General features: G+C 44.4%; 17 protein-coding genes and 1 pseudogene. 3 read left to right on the forward strand and 15 right to left on the reverse strand.

Features of this window, described 5'->3' with window-relative positions; all coding sequences use genetic code 11:
• From ACO4PX_RS00860 to ACO4PX_RS00870, 3 genes are all read right to left on the reverse strand, one after another.
• The coding region (locus ACO4PX_RS00860) for an ABC transporter permease (RefSeq protein WP_485570958.1) at window positions 1-701 on the reverse strand (701 nt) is incomplete at its 3' end.
• The gene (locus ACO4PX_RS00865; protein ID WP_485561348.1) at window positions 691-1,449 is read right to left on the reverse strand and encodes an ABC transporter ATP-binding protein; all 759 of its coding nucleotides are present in this window, start codon (window positions 1,447-1,449) and stop codon (window positions 691-693) included. The genes ACO4PX_RS00860 and ACO4PX_RS00865, both read right to left, overlap by 11 nt.
• Window positions 1,450-1,453: 4 nt before the next feature.
• On the reverse strand, window positions 1,454-2,815 hold the full coding sequence (locus ACO4PX_RS00870) for an efflux RND transporter periplasmic adaptor subunit (protein WP_485520264.1): 1,362 nt from the start codon (window positions 2,813-2,815) through the stop codon (window positions 1,454-1,456).
• 264 nt (window positions 2,816-3,079) lie between these two features.
• Between ACO4PX_RS00870 and ACO4PX_RS00875 the strand changes: the two genes are divergently transcribed.
• A complete protein-coding gene (locus ACO4PX_RS00875) occupies window positions 3,080-4,246 on the forward strand; it encodes a ribonuclease H-like domain-containing protein (protein WP_485520262.1) in 1,167 nt (388 codons plus the stop codon).
• On the opposite strand, the gene ACO4PX_RS00880 is transcribed toward ACO4PX_RS00875, so the two are convergent.
• On the reverse strand, window positions 4,220-4,732 hold the full coding sequence (locus tag ACO4PX_RS00880) for a 3-isopropylmalate dehydratase small subunit (protein ID WP_308580107.1): 513 nt from the start codon (window positions 4,730-4,732) through the stop codon (window positions 4,220-4,222). The genes ACO4PX_RS00875 and ACO4PX_RS00880 overlap by 27 nt on opposite strands.
• A 9-nt stretch (window positions 4,733-4,741) precedes the next feature.
• The gene (gene leuC / locus ACO4PX_RS00885; RefSeq protein ID WP_485527003.1) at window positions 4,742-6,007 is read right to left on the reverse strand and encodes a 3-isopropylmalate dehydratase large subunit; all 1,266 of its coding nucleotides are present in this window, start codon (window positions 6,005-6,007) and stop codon (window positions 4,742-4,744) included.
• 161 nt (window positions 6,008-6,168) lie between these two features.
• On the opposite strand from leuC, the gene ACO4PX_RS00890 reads away from it, so the two are divergent.
• Both ACO4PX_RS00890 and ACO4PX_RS00895 read left to right on the forward strand, forming a co-directional pair.
• On the forward strand, window positions 6,169-7,065 hold the full coding sequence (locus ACO4PX_RS00890) for a LysR family transcriptional regulator (RefSeq protein WP_485570960.1): 897 nt from the start codon (window positions 6,169-6,171) through the stop codon (window positions 7,063-7,065).
• A gap of 14 nt (window positions 7,066-7,079) precedes the next feature.
• A complete protein-coding gene (locus ACO4PX_RS00895; RefSeq protein ID WP_315270212.1) occupies window positions 7,080-7,937 on the forward strand; it encodes a P-loop NTPase in 858 nt (285 codons plus the stop codon).
• A 211-nt stretch (window positions 7,938-8,148) separates the two neighbouring features.
• Here ACO4PX_RS00895 and ACO4PX_RS00900 read toward each other — a convergent pair whose 3' ends face one another.
• The 10 genes and pseudogenes from ACO4PX_RS00900 to groL all read right to left on the reverse strand — a co-directional run bounded on the left by ACO4PX_RS00900 (window position 8,149) and on the right by groL (window position 16,672).
• Window positions 8,149-8,442, reverse strand: a complete 294-nt coding sequence (locus ACO4PX_RS00900) for an HPr family phosphocarrier protein (RefSeq protein ID WP_007156216.1) — start codon at window positions 8,440-8,442, stop codon at window positions 8,149-8,151.
• A gap of 9 nt (window positions 8,443-8,451) precedes the next feature.
• On the reverse strand, window positions 8,452-9,114 hold the full coding sequence (locus tag ACO4PX_RS00905; protein ID WP_485570961.1) for an epoxyqueuosine reductase QueH: 663 nt from the start codon (window positions 9,112-9,114) through the stop codon (window positions 8,452-8,454).
• 7 nt (window positions 9,115-9,121) lie between these two features.
• Complete coding sequence (gene rpoD, locus ACO4PX_RS00910) at window positions 9,122-10,279, reverse strand: RNA polymerase sigma factor RpoD (RefSeq protein WP_007156218.1); 1,158 nt, start codon at window positions 10,277-10,279, stop codon at window positions 9,122-9,124.
• Between the two features lie 24 nt (window positions 10,280-10,303).
• Entirely contained in the window at window positions 10,304-10,579 is a 276-nt protein-coding gene (locus tag ACO4PX_RS00915; protein WP_183684487.1) for a DUF6637 family protein, read from the reverse strand.
• Window positions 10,579-11,583 carry an ornithine carbamoyltransferase gene (gene argF / locus ACO4PX_RS00920; protein ID WP_485570962.1) on the reverse strand — a complete coding sequence of 335 codons (1,005 nt, stop codon included), beginning with the start codon at window positions 11,581-11,583 and terminating at the stop codon, window positions 10,579-10,581. The genes ACO4PX_RS00915 and argF overlap by 1 nt, the downstream gene beginning before the upstream one ends.
• Window positions 11,580-12,362, reverse strand: a complete 783-nt coding sequence (locus ACO4PX_RS00925) for a TrmH family RNA methyltransferase (RefSeq protein ID WP_485570963.1) — start codon at window positions 12,360-12,362, stop codon at window positions 11,580-11,582. Before ACO4PX_RS00925 ends, argF begins: the two co-directional genes overlap by 4 nt.
• Before the next feature lie 131 nt (window positions 12,363-12,493).
• A pseudogene (locus ACO4PX_RS00930) lies at window positions 12,494-13,756 on the reverse strand (NAD(+) synthase); the annotation flags it as partial.
• Window positions 13,722-14,438, reverse strand: a complete 717-nt coding sequence (locus ACO4PX_RS00935; protein WP_485570964.1) for a nitrilase-related carbon-nitrogen hydrolase — start codon at window positions 14,436-14,438, stop codon at window positions 13,722-13,724. The gene ACO4PX_RS00935 and the pseudogene ACO4PX_RS00930, both read right to left, overlap by 35 nt.
• A complete protein-coding gene (locus tag ACO4PX_RS00940; RefSeq protein ID WP_485570966.1) occupies window positions 14,435-14,929 on the reverse strand; it encodes a DUF6106 family protein in 495 nt (164 codons plus the stop codon). The genes ACO4PX_RS00935 and ACO4PX_RS00940 overlap by 4 nt, the downstream gene beginning before the upstream one ends.
• Window positions 14,930-15,046: 117 nt before the next feature.
• Entirely contained in the window at window positions 15,047-16,672 is a 1,626-nt protein-coding gene (gene groL / locus ACO4PX_RS00945) for a chaperonin GroEL (RefSeq protein WP_007156224.1), read from the reverse strand.
• Window positions 16,673-16,691: the final 19 nt, after the last annotated feature.

Consider the following 16,691-nt stretch of genomic DNA (forward strand, 5'->3'; position numbering starts at 1 on the left):
GTTTTTCCGTAGTATCGAATCATGGAAAATTCACTGGACGGGGGTGAAAGCAATGTCCAAGGAACAATACCTTCTCCATTTTTATCATTAGAACCCATCAGTAGCTTTTGAATGGGGCTGACATCTTTCCTGTACACTCCGATAATACTAAACTCCCGATTTTCTCCTAAAATGTCGGAGCGAAAATGTTTTCCTGTAACATTTACGGTTCCATAAAGCTTTAAGGCTGTACTTTCGGAAATCATAATCACCGCTCTTCTTTCCTCAACATCATTAGCGGAAATATATCTTCCGTTTAAAATCTGTACAGGCTGTAGCTTTTGATAGGCGGTATCTACTCCCTCAATATTGGTTTTCAAACGGTTTAATCCATTTTTTATATCGATAGAGCCGCTGGACATATTATCCACATAGTCCAGCCGATCCCCAAAGACCTCCTTCATCTTGTAAAGTTCGTCCATGGTGAAAAAATCGCTGTCTCGATATTCATCCTGATCCATGTAAGGATTAATCATGATGGCCGCCTGGGTCACACCTACATTTTTATAGAGGTCGGAGAACATTTTCCGCATGGTATCTCCAATGGAAACAATGGAGATAACGGATCCGATCCCGATAATAATGCCCAGCATGGTAAGGATGGAACGAAGCTTATTGGCTCGAAGAGAGCTTAATGCCATTTTCATATTTTCAAGAAGCATGGTTCCCTCCTCTGTACATTCCTTCGAAGATTGTCAAATCTCTTACCGGAGTAGGATTCTCATTTTTGATATCGGAAATCAGTTTTCCGTCTGAAAAGCGAAGCATCCTATCCGTATAGGCGGCAATGTTTTCCTCATGGGTAACTACCACCACGGTAGCCCCTGCCTTATGCAGGGCGGAAAACATTTCCATAATCTCAATAGAACTGGAAGTATCCAGATTACCGGTGGGCTCATCCGCCAAGATCAAAGGCGGTTCATTGGCCAGGGCTCTGGCAATCGCCACTCTCTGTCTCTGTCCTCCGGACATTTCATTGGGCTGGTGATGGATTCTGCCGGAAAGACCTACCTTTTCCAAAAGCATGGCAGCTCTCTCCGACCTTTGCTTTTGCGAACGAATATGAGCGTAAATCATGGGAATTTCCACATTTTTCAAAGCACTCATACGGCTAATCAGATTAAAGCTCTGAAAAACAAAGCCAATCTTTTGGTTTCGTACCTTATTCAGCGTATTGGGCTCCATGGCTGCCACATCTTCTCCATCCAGAAAATAATTGCCAAGACTTGGTTTATCCAGACAGCCTAAGATATTCATCAGGGTGGATTTTCCGGAGCCGGATTGTCCCATAATGGCAACGAACTCCCCCCTTTTGATTTTTAAATTGATCTGGTTGAGTCCCAATACCTTCACCGCGCCGGTATCATAGATCTTCACCAGATTTCGTAATTCAATTAAAGTATCTTCCATTTTCCTATCCTGTCTGTACGACAACCCCGGCTTCCTCCGGACTAACGGACTGTGAGCCTTGGGCTGTGGGATCTACGGTTACCGGACTTCCCTCTATAAGACTGGCATCAGGAGAAAGAATATAATTGCTTCCCTCTTTGAATGCGGAGTCCTCCTTAACAGGCTTTACTTCCATGGAAACATCGCTGGTAACTCCGGTGCTTACCGGAACAAAATGCACGGTTCCATTCACTACAAAGGCCATTTTATTACTTCCGTCTTCTCCGGTCATTACCGCAGAAATAGGTACTACATACACATCCTTGGCTTCGGATAAAAGTAAATCCGCCTTTGCAGTAATACCGGAAAGCAGTCCCTTCTTATCTCCGGTAATCTGAACCTTAATCGGAATAACTCTTTCACTGGTGCTGGAGTTCTTCACTTCTCCTGTGGGGGAAATGGAGGAAACCACGCCTTCCAAAGAGTCTCCACCTAAAATATCTGCGGTAATGGTAGCTTTTTGTCCCAGATGTACCTTTCCGATATTGTATTCGGAAACCGCGATGCTGAGCTCCAACTGATCCAGATTCTCAACGGTAAAATCATATTTATTTTCTGTCGGAGTGTCTGCAAATTCTCCCACCTTGATGTTCACTCTGGTAATGGTTCCGGCAATGGGGGAAACTAAATCCGCATCGGAAACCTTGCTTTCCGCCTTCTCCAGCTCCTGTTCCGCCGTCTTAATCTGTAAATCATAGCTGTCCGGTGCCTGTACCGCACCCTTCACCACCTTATAATGTGCCATAGTGGCCTTGGCATCCTTTAAAGCGCTTTCCGCCGCTTCATAGTCACTCTGGGGAATATCTCCGGTAGAGTACAGACTGGACTTCCTTTGAAAATCCAATTCCGCATTTTTCAAAATTGTTTGATTTTTCTCATATTCCAGACGAAGATTTTTTTCCGCCTCGGTTTTATTGGCCTTTGCCAAATCCAGCTGAGTCTTGGCAGCTTCCAAGGCAGTATTCACATCGGTTTTATCCAAGCGGGCTAATACCTGCCCCTTCTCAACCTTATCTCCCTCTTTCACCAGGATTTCCGTTACTTTCGCATGTAAGCCGGAAGTGACCTGCTGAGCATCCGTACCGGATACAGGTCCGGAGAGACTAATCTTTTCCTGTACATCTCCCTTCGTTAAAGCCTGTACACTGACCATGGTTCCCATGGGCTTAGCGGGAAAAAGAAGGTTCTTAGCCACAAATAATACGACTAAAACAAGGACTCCGATCAAAATCCATTTCAACTTCCCCTTTTTCTTCTTTTTAGGGCTTGCTTCCAACAATTTATTAATTTCCTGAGAAACATCCTGTCCCTTTTGATTCTCTTCCATTTCTTCTCCTTTAAAATGAAATGCGGTAGCTCTCTCATGAACCTACTTCGCCTTTTACGATTCTTTAGAATTAAACCTCATAAATATGAATGAAATGTGAAAAAGTAGACTGTTTTTTTATTTTTGTTATCCTTTTGTTTTTATTTTTCTTCCCTTGGAGTAAACTAAGTAATGAAAAAATGCTTCATAATTCACAATGAGTATCCTGCGCAAATCGTGGGATATCTCGTTAAACAAGAATACTGTGTTTATCGGAGTCTCCCTATGGATATTATTAGAAAAGCACTTCCCTATCCTAAAGATTTCTTTTTCCCTTCTTTTCTTCCCGATAAAGAAGAGATTTTATTTTTTGACATCGAAACCACCGGACTTAGTCCGAAAAGCGCCCAGATTTACAGCATCGGCTTACTCCTTTTTAAAGATACCGAAATGGAGATTGTCCAACTCTTTGCCAACAGTCTTTCAGAGGAAATTGAAGTCTTACAGGGCTTTCAAGAGTATTGTAAAGCTAAGACACAGTTTATCAGCTTTAACGGGAAAGCCTTTGATACCCCATTTTTAGAGAAAAGCTATAGTCAATACGGTTTGAAAAGTCCTCTTACGGATCTTCCCCAGCTGGATCTTTTCAAAATGATTCAGAGCAGAAAAAAATTCTATCAGCTCCCCTCCTATAAGCTTAAGGAATGTGAGCGCTTTTTGGGGATTCAAAGGGAGGATGTCTATACCGGAGGAGAATTGGTTTATGTCTATTTAGAGTATTTGGAGCATCCTACAGAGGAGGCCAAAGCCCTTCTTTTACAGCATAACTTTGAAGATTTACTTTATCTTCCCTCCCTCTTTTCCTTTTTTGCCTATGAAGAGCTGTTTCAAGGGAAGGGACTCTATTGCAGGGAAAAGTCCGAACTGCTATCGGAGGAAAATAAGCTAAAGCTATGCTTTCGTTTTGCTAAGCCGGCTTTCCCTTTTGAAACGGAAGAAAATACTTCTCCTGCCGAAGCACAAACATATCCTCACAACTCTTTAGAAGAGAAAAATGCATTCTTTCCCAATGCAATCTCCCATCGCTTTGAGGGCTTTCAACTGGAAGTCTCCGGACAGGAGGCTGTTTTGGAAATCCCTTTATTCTCCGGGGAAGCAAAGTATTTTTTCAAAAACTTTAAAGACTACGACTATATTCCCGCTAAAGATATGGCACTGCACAAAAGCCTTTCTCAGCTCTACCCGAAAGAGGAGAAACAAAGGGCAAAGGCAGCTACCGCCTATCAAAAAAAGACAGGGCTCTTTCTCCCTGTCTTCTCCGATAGCTTTCCCAATCTTTTCCAGAAGGAATATAAGGAAAAGCAAAACTATATTCCCTTCACTCCGGAACTTTTAGAAAACCGCTCCCTGATGGAAGAATATTTCTTAGCCTTTTTGCTGCATTTTTTCTAGTTTTTCATTAACAGAGGCAATCAAGCCCCCCTTATCAATCATTTCCTGCAGGAAGGGAGGAAATACCGCCATGGTATAGGATTTTCCGCTGCTTAGGTTATGAATCTTTCCTTCGGTAAAATCCACCTCCAGCTCTTCTCCTTCCTGAATCTCCTTCGCCGCTTCCGGAGCCTCCACAATGGCCAACCCGATATTTAAGGCATTTCTAAAGAAGATTCTGGCAAAGCTTTCCGCAATGACACAGGAGATGCCGGAATCCTTTAAAACCTGGGGAGCATGCTCTCTGGAGGATCCACAGCCAAAATTCTTTCCTGCAATCAAAAGGTCACCCTTTTTAATTTTGTCATGAAAATGTTGGTCTATATCCTCCATGGCATGGGTAGCCAGCTCCGCCTTATCCTGAATCGCCAGATATCTTGCCGGGATAATTACGTCCGTATCCACATTATCCCCGTATTTCACACAATGACCCTTAGCTTTTTCCATAACAGCCTCCTATAGTCCTAAATCCGTTGGGGATGCAATATATCCCAAAACCGCCGATGCCATAGCCACCTCCGGAGAAGCAAGATAAATCTCCGAGCTGGCATCTCCCATTCTTCCCACAAAGTTTCTGTTGGTGGTGGAAATACAACGCTCATTGGGAGCCAAAATTCCCATATAGCCTCCCAGGCAGGGACCGCAGGTGGGGGTGCTCACTACAGCTCCCGCCTCGATTAAATCCTTAATATAGCCCTTCTCCATAGCCTCCAGATAAATCTTCTGGGTGGCAGGAATCACGATGCAACGAACGTTTTCCGCAATCTTTCTTCCCTTGGCAATCTCAGCAGCCACCTTGATATCGGAAAGTCTGCCGTTGGTACAGGAACCGATGACCGCCTGATCAATAGTAATCTTGTCAAAGCTGCCGATTTCATGGGTATTTTCCGGTAAATGGGGAAAAGCCACAGTGGACTTAAGGCTAGAAAGGTCAATCTCGATGACTCTATCATACTCCGCATCCTCATCCGCCTCGTAAATATGGTATTCCTTATTGGAATGAGCCTTAATATATTCCAGCGTCTTCTCATCCACAGGGAAAATACCGTTCTTTCCACCGGCTTCTATGGCCATATTGCAAATAGCAAACCGGTCATCCATGGAAAGAGAAGCCACTCCCTCTCCGGTAAACTCAATGGACTCATAAAGGGCTCCATCCACACCGATCATGCCGATCAAATGCAGAATCAAATCCTTACCGCTGACATGCTTTTGTAATTTTCCTTTTAATACTACCTTAATGGCAGTAGGCACCTTAAACCAAAGCTCTCCTGTAGCCATTGCCGCCGCCATATCCGTAGAACCCACACCGGTGGAAAAGGCTCCCAACGCTCCATAGGTACAGGTATGGGAATCCGCACCGATGGACAGCTCTCCCGCGGTAATCAGGCCCTGCTCCGGAATCAGGGCATGCTCAATACCCATGTTTCCCACATCATAGTAGTGCTTCAGTCCATGCTCCTTAGCAAAGTTTCTGCAAATCTGAGTACACTTGGCAGAGGTAATATCCTTGTTGGGCACAAAGTGATCCATAACAAAAACTACCTTTTCCTTATCAAATACGCCCTCTCCGTGAATCTTATCCAGCTCACGAATCGCCACCGGAGTGGTGATATCATTTCCGTGTACCAAATCTACCTTGGCTAGAATTAATTGTCCTGCCTGTACTTCCTTTAATCCTGCATGCTTGGCCAAAATCTTCTGACTCATCGTCATTCCCATGGAAATCTCCTTAATTCCTAGATAAACCGCCTGCTCCTATGTATTTTATAAAAGCAGAATTGCATTCTTCTTTACAGTGTAACAAAGCTACTGCTATAATTAAAATACATTTTTTAGATACTTATTATTCCCTTAAGTTATCTCAAAAAGAAAGGATAAACATGGAACAGAACCTATCCACCTATCGGATATTTTATGAAGTGGCTAAAAGCGGAAACATTTCCAAAGCCGCAGAACAGCTCTATATTTCCCAGCCTGCGATTTCCAAAACCATCGTTCGCTTAGAGGACAGTTTAGAAATCAAGCTATTTAAAAGAAATTCCCGGGGCGTCAGCTTAACCGATGAGGGAAAGGTTTTATTTCAGTATATTAAGGATGCCTTTGCCCATATTCAGGAGGCGGAAGAAACCCTTCAGAAAATGAAGGATTTTCATATCGGCCATCTGGATATCGGTGCCAGTAGCACCCTTTGCCGTTTTATTCTTCTTCCCTATCTGAAGGCTTTTATGAAGGAATATCCCAATATTCGCATCAGCTTAAAGAATCAGGATAGCGGAAAAACCCTCCGTCTTTTAGAAGATCATCAGATTGATCTGGCTTTAGCAGCTCTTCCGAAGAAGCTTGGCATCAATCAGGAGATTCTGATGGAGCGGGAAGTGGAGGATATTCTGGTGGCAGCTCCTCAATATTTGCGTAATCTGAAAAAGATTCGGGGAGAAGCCTTTTCCTTGTTTCAGGATGCCAATGTTATGCTTTTGGAGGAGCAAAATCTTTCCCGGCATCATATTGAGAATTATCTGAAGGAGAATCAAATCTACTGCCCCCAGATTATGGAATTAAACACCATGGATCTTCTGATTGACTCAGCAAAAATCGGCATCGGTATTGCCTGGGTGATTCGAGATTTTGTGGAGGAGGATCTAAAAAATGGACAGCTGGTGGAAATCAAACTCCCCCAACCTATAGAAAAGCGAAGAATCGCTTTTCTATATAACAACAAAAACAACTCTCCTTCCTTAGAGAGCTTTGTGGCTTTCTTAAAGAAGGAAACCGTATAGAGAAAGGAAATACTATGGCAGAACAAAATCCATCTTCCTGTAACTCCAACTGCAGCAGCTGCTCATCCGGCTGTCCCAGTAAAAGTGCAGGAATTCAGAAACTCCCCTTAGCCCCCGGCTCTTCCGTAAAGAAGGTAATCGGCATCGTATCCGGAAAGGGCGGTGTGGGAAAATCCACCGTTTGCTCCTTACTAGCTTCCGCAATGAATAAGGCAGGCTACCATGTAGGAATCTTGGATGCGGATATAACCGGACCTTCCATTCCCAAGGCTTTCGGACTGGCTCACGACGGCGTGGCATTAAGCAGTGACGGAAAGTCCATGGTGCCGGAGAAAAGTGCAGGAGGCGTGGAAATCATTTCCACCAATCTGCTTTTGGAAAATGAAACAGATCCCGTAATCTGGAGAGGCTCCATGATTGCCAATGCGGTAAAACAGTTCTGGCAGGAGGTAGAATGGAAGGATATTGATTATCTCTTCGTGGACATGCCTCCCGGAACCGGAGACGTCCCCTTAACCGTTTTCCAATCCATGCCGGTGGCGGGAATTGTGATTGTGACCTCTCCCCAGGACTTGGTTTCCATGATTGTGCAGAAGGCAGTCCGAATGGCGGAAAAGATGAATATTCCTATCCTGGGAATCATTGAAAATATGTCCTACCTTCAGTGTCCCCACTGCGAAGAGAAGATTTCCGTCTTTGGAGAAAGTCATATTGAAGAGCTGGCTGAAAAAGAAGGACTGGAACTTCTGGCAAAGTTACCCATTGAACCGGGTAATGCAGCCTATATGGATGCCGGTGCTGTAGAAGCCATTGATACCAGTAAGACACTGGCTCATGCAGTAGAGGTTTTGAAGGGGATTTTGGAGGAATAAGCTTCAATATTTCTATTCTTTCGCTCCTATACCCTTTGAAATAGGGGCACGCTCTCGCTAACCTCGCCACGTAGCAGTTCTAAGCTTTTAAAAAACAAAAGCTTAGAACTGACGGGCTCAGATTGCCCCTTATTCCAAAGGGTATAGAGCGAAACATTCATCATTAAAGCAATAAAAAAAGGGGATGTGAATTTTTACATCCCCTTTTGTCTTATGTGAACAATGGCTCTGAGCCCTCCGGGCCTTCTCCTAGGCCGTTGGAAATGGCTTCCACCACTGCCTTTAGGGCCTCTTCTTCGTCAGGACCATTACATTCTACCACTACGGTACTGCCTCGCTTTACTCCGGCAGCCATCACGTTTAGCACGGACTTTCCTACAATCTTACGCTCTCCATAATGCAAAATAATTTCACTTTTATATCGGATACAGGTTTGGGTAAGCACCCCGGCCGGACGTAAATGTAATCCTGATTCATTGATGATTTTTACCTCTTGACTAAGCATATCCCCCTCCTATTTCGAGCAGCTTTCCGCTTTTTCTCTTTCCTTATTTCTTCTGATGCTTTCCGCCTTGGAAAATTCACATCCGCAATAGTCCTGCCGATACAGATTATGTTCCTTGGATAATTCTATGGAACGAAGGTATCGACTCTTTTTCTTAAAATCCGAAGGCAGGTAGGCGATTCCGTACTTCTCTCCCAATGCTTCTCCTATCTCATTTAAGACGGCAGCATTTTTTAGAGGAGAGATGCTTAAGCTGGTACAAAAATAATCAAAAGCCTGATCCGGATGTTCTTTATTCCAAGCGGCACCGTATTGGGCAGTTTCTTCTAATCGAAGATTGAAACAGGCATCGCACCTGGCCCCTCTTTCAGGCTCCTTTTCCAAACCCTTGGCTATCTCCAGGAACTCCTCATGGATATAGTTGGAAACAATCACATCCATAGAAAAGCCCATTTCCTTCACCAACCTCTTACATTCCTCCGCCCTATGCAAAAACTCGGATTTCGAATCCAAGTTCGGGTTATAAAAGAAGATGGTAATAGAAAAATATTGGGCTAAGCTCTCCAGCACCGCAGTGGAGCAGGGAGCACAGCAGACATGGAGTAGCAATCTCTTTTTTTCTCCGCTTTTCGGAAGATGGCTTTCCATCAGCTGTTCATAATTTTTCTTCATAGCTTCCTTACTGTAAAAAGTCTCGAATTCTCTTGGAACGGACAGGGTTTCTCAGCTTTCTTAAAGCCTTTGCCTCAATCTGTCGAATTCTCTCTCTGGTAACATTAAATTCTTTTCCTACTTCTTCCAGTGTTCTTGGATGTCCATCCTCTAATCCGAAACGAAGCACGATAACCTGTCTTTCTCTTTCCTTTAAATCCCCGAGAAGCGTATCAATATGCTCTCTAAGCATTACGGATTCCACATTTCCCTCCGGAGAAAGAACATTGGTATCCGCCACAAAATCTCCCAAGTTGGAATCATCCTCTTCACCGATGGGGGTTTCCAAAGAAGCCGGCTCTCTGGCAATCTGCATGATTTCCTGTACCTTCTCCTCTGTCATATCCAAATGCTCCGCCAGTTCCTTTACGGAAGGCTCATAGCCAAGCTCTAAGGTCAGCTTTCTCTGCATCTTGGACATCTTGTTGATGGTTTCCACCATATGCACGGGAACACGAATAGTTCTGGCCTGGTCTGCTAAGGCTCTGGTTACAGACTGACGAATCCACCAAGTAGCATAGGTAGAAAGCTTAAAGCCCTTCTCCGGGTCAAACTTTTCCACGCCTTTAATCAAACCGAGATTTCCTTCCTGCACCAAGTCCAGGAAGCTCATTCCACGGCCGGTATATCTTTTTGCAATAGAAACAACCAAACGAAGGTTAGCTTCAATCAACCTCTGTTTAGCATATTCATCCCCCTCCTGCTTCTTCATGGCAAGAGCGTATTCTTCCTCGGCGGTAAGAAGGGGTACGGTACCGATTTCCTTCAGGTACATTCTAACCGGATCTTCCGTTCCGATTCCTTCCAGAAGATCCACCGCATCCAGGTCAATCTCCTCTCCCTCTTCTTCCTTTACGAAGTCATCGTCATCTTCTAACGGAAGGAGAGCATCCGGCTCCGCCTTATCTCCGTCCTTTTCTATGGTTTTAAGCGCATCCTCATCCAGAATGGGATTAATCTCGATTCCCTTGTTCTCCAGCAAAAGCAAAACCTGCTCCATCTGCTCTTCATTTAGGGAAAACTCCTTTACTGCCTCCTGCACTTCCCCTAAATCGATGCTGTTTTTATTGCTTTTTGCCTTTTGCAGCAAAGAAGCAAGTATTTTCTCTAATTCTTCTCTTTCCAAATGAACATCCTTTCTTTTTAGGGCTTATCTCCACAGGCTCATGCCTGTGATGATGCTGAGTAACAACAGTAAAATACCGACAAAAAGAGACAGAAGCCTCTTCTTTCCCTCTTCTCTTCCCTGCAGCACATAGACCACACGAAGGATGGCCGCAAAAAAGAAAATGAAAGGAAAGAGAACCTGATTCTCCTCCGGCTTTGTTAAAGCGAAAATCGCCATAATACTAATCACAAGACCTATGCCAATATAGAGAAAATCATATTTCCTGTTTGGATTTCTCCCTCTTAGCCGTCTTTCCATTATGCTCCTCCCAAGCTGAGGTAAAGAAGCGCCTTAATCGTGTGCATTCTGTTTTCCGCCTCTTCAAATACCAGAGAGCGCTCGGATTCAAAAACGCTGTCGCTTACCTCCATTTCGGAAATACCGAACTGCTTATAAATTTTAGCGCCGATTTCCGTTCTGGCATTGTGGAAAGCAGGAAGGCAATGAAGGAAAATAGCGGATTCCTTGGCATAAGAAAATGCGGTGTCATTGACCTGATAAGGCTGTAAATCCGCAATTCTCTGGGCAAAGAGGCTCTCCGGCTCTCCCATGGATAACCAAACATCGGTACAAATAATATCCGCATCCTTACACCCTTCTGCCACGGATTCCGTAAAACGAAGGCTGCCTCCATTTTCCTCTGCAATCTGCTGACACTCGGAAATCAAATCCTCCTCCGGAAAATAACCTTCCTTGGTGCAGGCCACAAAGTGCATGCCCATCTTGGCACAGGCCACCATATAGGAATTTCCCATATTAAAGCGGGCATCTCCCATATAGCAAAGCTTAAGCCCCTTAAGCTTTCCGAAACGCTCCTCAATGGTTAGCAAATCCGCCAAAAGCTGAGTAGGATGAAAACGGTCGCTTAAAGCATTCCACACCGGTACGGAGGAATATCTGGCAAACTCCTCCATTCCCTCCTGAGAATAGCCTCTATACATAATGCCATCATACATGGTAGAAAGTACTCTTGCCGTATCTTCAATACTTTCCTTCTTTCCCATCTGGCTGGTGGACATATCCAACATGGTGCTATGCACACCAAGATCCGCTGCCGCCACCTCAAAGGCACATCTGGTTCTGGTGGATGCCTTTTCAAAAATCAGGACAATGTTCTTGCCGGCACAGGCTTCTCCGTGAGGATAGCGCCTTACCGCCTCTTTCTTCTCTTTCTTTAGTCTCTTGGCAACATTCAGAATCTCCTGAATTTCCTCTGTAGAAAAATCCAGTAATTTCATAAAATCACGTCCTGCTAAAGTCATCCTTCCTCCTTTATATATCTTCTTTGTCGAACAGCCTCATAGAGTACTATGCTGGCTGAAGTAGCAACATTTAAGGACTCTATCTTCCCTTCCATGGGAATAAGGAGTTTTTCCGTAGCACATTGGCTCAGTTCCTTTGTAAGACCATTGCCCTCATTACCGAATAAAAAGGCGGAAGGTCCTTGGAAGGCAGCCTGAAAATGTGTTTTTTTCCCGTCCAAGTCCAATGCAAAGACCTGAACCCCTGTACTTTTCAAGCTTTCACAGAGAAAAAACAAATCCTCCTCAATGCTGAAGGGCAAGCGAAAAAGGGAGCCCATGGTGGATCGAACCACTTTCGGACTAAAGGGATCCACCGTATTCCTGCTTAGGAAAATATGATTTACCCCCGCAGCTTCCGCCGTACGAAAAAGGGTTCCCAAATTCCCCGGATCCTGAATATTTTCCAAAATCAGAAACAGATTTCCTTTAGGTTTTTCCTTCTTCGGAAAACGAAGCAAGCCCAGAATTCCCTGTCCGTGCTCCGTGGTGGAAATACTTTCCATAGCCTTCTTACTCAGAATACAAATCCGAGAATCCTCTTGCTCTATTCCTCTGGGTAATGCCCCTTTGTAGTCTTCCTGCACATAAAGCTGAAGCAAAGAGGACGTAGGCAAATCCAGCAGAAGTCTTTCCCCTTCCGCCACAAACATACCCTTCTCCCATCGTTTCTTGGCTTTTTTCGTCAGTTCCCTGATTTCTTTTAATCCCTCATTATGAGGAGATTCTATTCTATGCATGAAGCTCTTTCGCTTTCTAATTTAAAAAATAGGCAAAACTCGATAAAATATTATAACAAAACAAGCGGAAAACGTCTATATGGACTTTGAAGCTTCAAGCTACAGACTTTTAAGCTTTAAGCTGCAGACATTTAAGCTTCCAGCTCAGAAAGCTCAGAAAGCTCAGAAAGCCAGGCCTCTGCACAGGCATCACTGGCCATTCTTAAATCGCCTCTTGGAGATAGGGCTACCCGACCAACCTTTGGCCCATCCGGTAAGCAAGAGCGTTTGAATTGATTGCCAAAGAAACGCTTATAGAAGATTTTTAAGTTTTTCAGGATTTCTGCAGGACTGAATTCCGGAATAGTCCGTTCATTTTCCTTATTCGCAAGATTTTCCTTAGAGAAAGCAAAGCAGGCCAAGTCATAGATATTTCTTGCGGAAAATCCGTAGCGTAGATGTTGATAGAGGAAGAAATCCTGTAAAAGGTAGGGTCCTACCACATCCTCCGTCCGCTGACTAATCTCTCCGGTGGTATCCGGTGGCAAAAGCTCCGGACTTACCGGAGTGGCTATAATTTCCTCCACCACAGTTTCCAATTCCTGATTACCGGACTTTCTTGCAAATTCTCGAAGAAGCATGGGAATAGCCGTCTTGGGAATATCTCCGTTTACCCCGTACATGGACATATGGTCTCCGTTGTATGTGGCAAAGCCCAAGGCCAATTCGGATAAATCTCCAGTTCCCACTAAAAGTGCGCCTTCCTTATTGGCTAAGTCCATCAGAATCTGGGTTCTTTCTCTTGCCTGGGCATTTTCATAGACTATATCCTTCTTCTCCCCGTCATGTCCAATATCGGAGAAATGCTGTAGCACAGCCTTCTCAATGGAGATTTCCCGCAAAGAGATTCCCAAGGCTTTGGCAAGTTTCTCTGCACTGTCATGGGTTTTCTTACTGGTACCGAAGGAGGGCATAGTGATGCAAAGGATGTTTTCCTTATCATATCCCAAAAGAGCAAAGGTCTCCAAACATACAAAAAGAGCCAAAGTGGAATCCAGACCGCCGCTTAATCCTAAAATCAGTTTCTTACAGCCCACATGCTCCATCCGCTTTTTTAAGCCTCTTGACTGAATGGAAAGAATCTCTCTTGCTCTATCTCCTTCCTTTTCTACCGCCTTTGGCAGGAAGGGACAGGGACTTACAAAACGATGAAGGGTATACTGCTTATCCTTCATGGAAAAATACTGTGTATAGGAAGGCTCCTCTTTTACGAAGTAGGTGCTTTGCCGCATCCTTTCTCCTACCAAAAGAGCAAGATTCACATCCGCCCAGAAAATCCCCTCCTCAAAGGGCTGATTTTCCTTTAAGATTCTTCCATTTTCAGAAATCAGACAGTGGGCAGAGAATACCATATCCTGGGTAGACTCGGAGGGACCTGCACTGGAATAAAGATAAGAGGCATGAAGATTCCCGCTTTCCTACCAATTCATCAGAAGCGGAACAGTTGGCGAGAAGGGTAGCTCCTGCCAGTGCATGCTTACTGGAGGGAGGAACCGGAACCCAAAGATCTTCACAGATTTCCACTGCAAGACGGAATCTTTGGTCCTCTTCCCGAACAAAATGAAGGGAAGCCCCAAAGGGGATTTCCTTTCTATAGCCCTCTCCCTTTAAAATGTTAGGGATAAAGCGAACCTCTTCCTTTCCTTCCTGAAAATATCTTCTCTCATAAAACTCCGCATGGTTGGGAATAAACTGCTTCGGTACAATCCCTAAGATATCGCCATGGTAAGTCACCACTCCGGTATTGAATAATTTTCCTTCCAGTAACAAGCCATAGCCAATTACAAAAAGAACATCCATCTCCTTCGTTTGTTCGCAAAAGGAAATTAATGCCTTTTCTCCGGCCTCCAAAAGACTGCGCTGATAAATCATATCCATGGCGGTGTAGGAGGTCAGACAAAGCTCCGGGTACACCAGCAAAGAAACCTTTTCCTCCTCTGCTTTTCTTGCCAAAATCAGCATTTGCTCCAGATTATACTCCGGATCCGCCACCCTTCCCTTAGGACAGGCTGTAGCCACTCTTACAAAGTCCTTCATACTTCCTCCTGAAATTTTCCTCTTGCCTGCAGTTTCATTTCTTTTAATAAGCTGTCCTTTCCGTCAAAAACAAGAACCTGCTTTTTTCCTTGTTTCTGGAAAAGAATACAGTAAGGTCTGTTTCCTCCCAAGCCCTCTACATGGAGAACGGAAACGCCTTCTCTCTTCCATCCTTCCTCCCTCTCCGGGCGAAAGGGCTGTATTTCCAGAACTTCTTCCGGGGAAATCTCTATCATTTGCTTTCTTCTTCCCCTATGAATAATCTGATCCACGGTAAAGCTTCCGCCAAGATAAAGATACTCATATTCCCTATCCACGGAATTCACCAAATAATAAGACAAAAAAAGAACGGGGAAAAGAATAATAAAGGGCAGTGCCATAAAATAGCAAAATACAAGAAAAGCCAATGGAAAGAAAACTGCAAATATCTGTATTCCCCTATCCTTTGCCTCTATCTTTCCCTTTACCAAATGTTCCACATAATTCTCCATCCTGCCCTCCTTTTCTTGTCGCGAAAAAGGAAATAAAGCTAAGCCTAAGCTCAGTTTATTTCCTTTTCCCATTGTAATCGATATTCTCTTCTTTGCCTAGTTTTTAGAAGGATTTCCTTACATCATTCCTCCCATTCCTCCCGGCATCTGTGGCATAGGAGGAGTCGGCTCCTTAATGTCTGCCACAACAGACTCTGTGGTGAGTAAGGAGGAAGCAACGGAAGCCGCATTCTGTAAAGCGGTTCTTGCCACCTTGGCAGGATCCAGAATACCTACCTCCATCATATTTACATACTCTTCATTGTAAGCATCGAAACCGAAGTTTTCCTTTCCTTCCTTTACCTTATTCACAATGACAGCGCCTTCCAGTCCTGCATTGTAAGCAATGGTATAAAGAGGAGCCTCTAGGGCCTTGGAAACAATCTTTGCTCCGGTCTTTTCATCGCCCTCTAATTGATTTACCACCTTATCCACTGCCTTCTGTGCATGGATATATGCGGAACCGCCACCTGCAATAACACCCTCTTCTACAGCGGCTCTGGTAGCATTTAAAGCATCCTCCATACGAAGCTTAGCCTCCTTCATCTCGGTTTCTGTAGCAGCACCTACACGGATTACTGCAACACCGCCGGAAAGCTTAGCCAGACGCTCCTGAAGCTTTTCCTTATCAAAGTCGGAGGTAGTGGTCTCAATCTGTCCTTTAATCTGGGCAATACGATCTTGAATCTCCTTCTTCTTACCAAGTCCCTCTACAATAGTGGTCTTTTCCTTGCTTACTTTAACAGACTTAGCTCTACCGCACTGGTCGATAGTGGCATCCTTTAAATCTAAGCCCAGCTCTTCGGAAATCACTTCTCCACCGGTTAAGATGGCGATATCTTTCAGCATTTCCTTTCTGCGATCTCCATATCCCGGAGCCTTTACCGCAACTACATTGAAGGTTCCTCTCAACTTATTCACGATAAGAGTGGTTAAAGCCTCACCCTCGATGTCCTCAGCAATGATTAAAAGCTTGGCACCGGTCTTTACTACCTGCTCCAAGAGAGGAAGAATATCCTGAATGTTGGAAATCTTCTTATCGGTAATAAATACATAGGGATCGTCCAGATTTGCTTCCATCTTCTCCATATCGGTGCTCATATAAGCACTGATATATCCGCGATCAAACTCCATTCCTTCCACCAGATCAAGCTCGGTAAGCATAGTCTTGGACTCTTCCACAGTGATAACGCCATCCTTGGAAACCTTCTCCATAGCATCGGCAATCATATCTCCTACAGTGGAATCTCCTGCAGAAATGCCGGCAACCTTGGCAATCTGATCCTTGCCCTTTACCTTGGAGCTCTGCTTCTTAATGCTCTCTACCGCAGCGTCCACAGCCTTGCGGATTCCCTTACGAAGCACGATGGGATTAGCACCTGCCTCCAGGTTCTTCATACCCTCCATCACAATCGCCTGTGCCAAAACAGTTGCAGTGGTGGTTCCATCTCCGGCTACGTCATTGGTCTTGGAAGCTACTTCTCTTACCAGCTGAGCACCCATATTCTCATAGGGATCCTTTAACTCAATTTCCTTGGCAATGGATACACCGTCATTAGTAATAAGAGGAGAACCATAAGACTTGTCCAAAACTACATTTCTACCCTTAGGTCCAAGGGTAACCTTTACGGTATTTGCCACTGCATCTACGCCGGCCCCTAAGGCCTTTCTTGCTTCTACTCCAAATTTAATTTCTTTAGCCATATTATACCTCCTTGGAATT

Source organism: Oribacterium sp., from assembly GCF_057249185.1.

Bases quoted from the DNA above. Each gene is read 5' to 3' on its own strand.
- ACO4PX_RS00900 (WP_007156216.1), bottom strand. From the start codon at position 8,442: ATGCTTAGTCAAGAGGTAAAAATCATCAATGAATCAGGATTACATTTA.
- ACO4PX_RS00915 (WP_183684487.1), bottom strand. From the start codon at position 10,579: ATGGAAAGACGGCTAAGAGGGAGAAATCCAAACAGGAAATATGATTTT.
- argF (WP_485570962.1), bottom strand. From the start codon at position 11,583: ATGACTTTAGCAGGACGTGATTTTATGAAATTACTGGATTTTTCTACA.
- ACO4PX_RS00905 (WP_485570961.1), bottom strand. From the start codon at position 9,114: ATGAAGAAAAATTATGAACAGCTGATGGAAAGCCATCTTCCGAAAAGC.
- ACO4PX_RS00865 (WP_485561348.1), bottom strand. From the start codon at position 1,449: ATGGAAGATACTTTAATTGAATTACGAAATCTGGTGAAGATCTATGAT.
- ACO4PX_RS00940 (WP_485570966.1), bottom strand. From the start codon at position 14,929: ATGGAGAATTATGTGGAACATTTGGTAAAGGGAAAGATAGAGGCAAAG.
- ACO4PX_RS00890 (WP_485570960.1), top strand. From the start codon at position 6,169: ATGGAACAGAACCTATCCACCTATCGGATATTTTATGAAGTGGCTAAA.
- ACO4PX_RS00880 (WP_308580107.1), bottom strand. From the start codon at position 4,732: ATGGAAAAAGCTAAGGGTCATTGTGTGAAATACGGGGATAATGTGGAT.
- ACO4PX_RS00925 (WP_485570963.1), bottom strand. From the start codon at position 12,362: ATGCATAGAATAGAATCTCCTCATAATGAGGGATTAAAAGAAATCAGG.
- ACO4PX_RS00870 (WP_485520264.1), bottom strand. From the start codon at position 2,815: ATGGAAGAGAATCAAAAGGGACAGGATGTTTCTCAGGAAATTAATAAA.
- ACO4PX_RS00895 (WP_315270212.1), top strand. From the start codon at position 7,080: ATGGCAGAACAAAATCCATCTTCCTGTAACTCCAACTGCAGCAGCTGC.
- leuC (WP_485527003.1), bottom strand. From the start codon at position 6,007: ATGGGAATGACGATGAGTCAGAAGATTTTGGCCAAGCATGCAGGATTA.
- ACO4PX_RS00875 (WP_485520262.1), top strand. From the start codon at position 3,080: ATGGATATTATTAGAAAAGCACTTCCCTATCCTAAAGATTTCTTTTTC.
- groL (WP_007156224.1), bottom strand. From the start codon at position 16,672: ATGGCTAAAGAAATTAAATTTGGAGTAGAAGCAAGAAAGGCCTTAGGG.
- ACO4PX_RS00935 (WP_485570964.1), bottom strand. From the start codon at position 14,438: ATGAAGGACTTTGTAAGAGTGGCTACAGCCTGTCCTAAGGGAAGGGTG.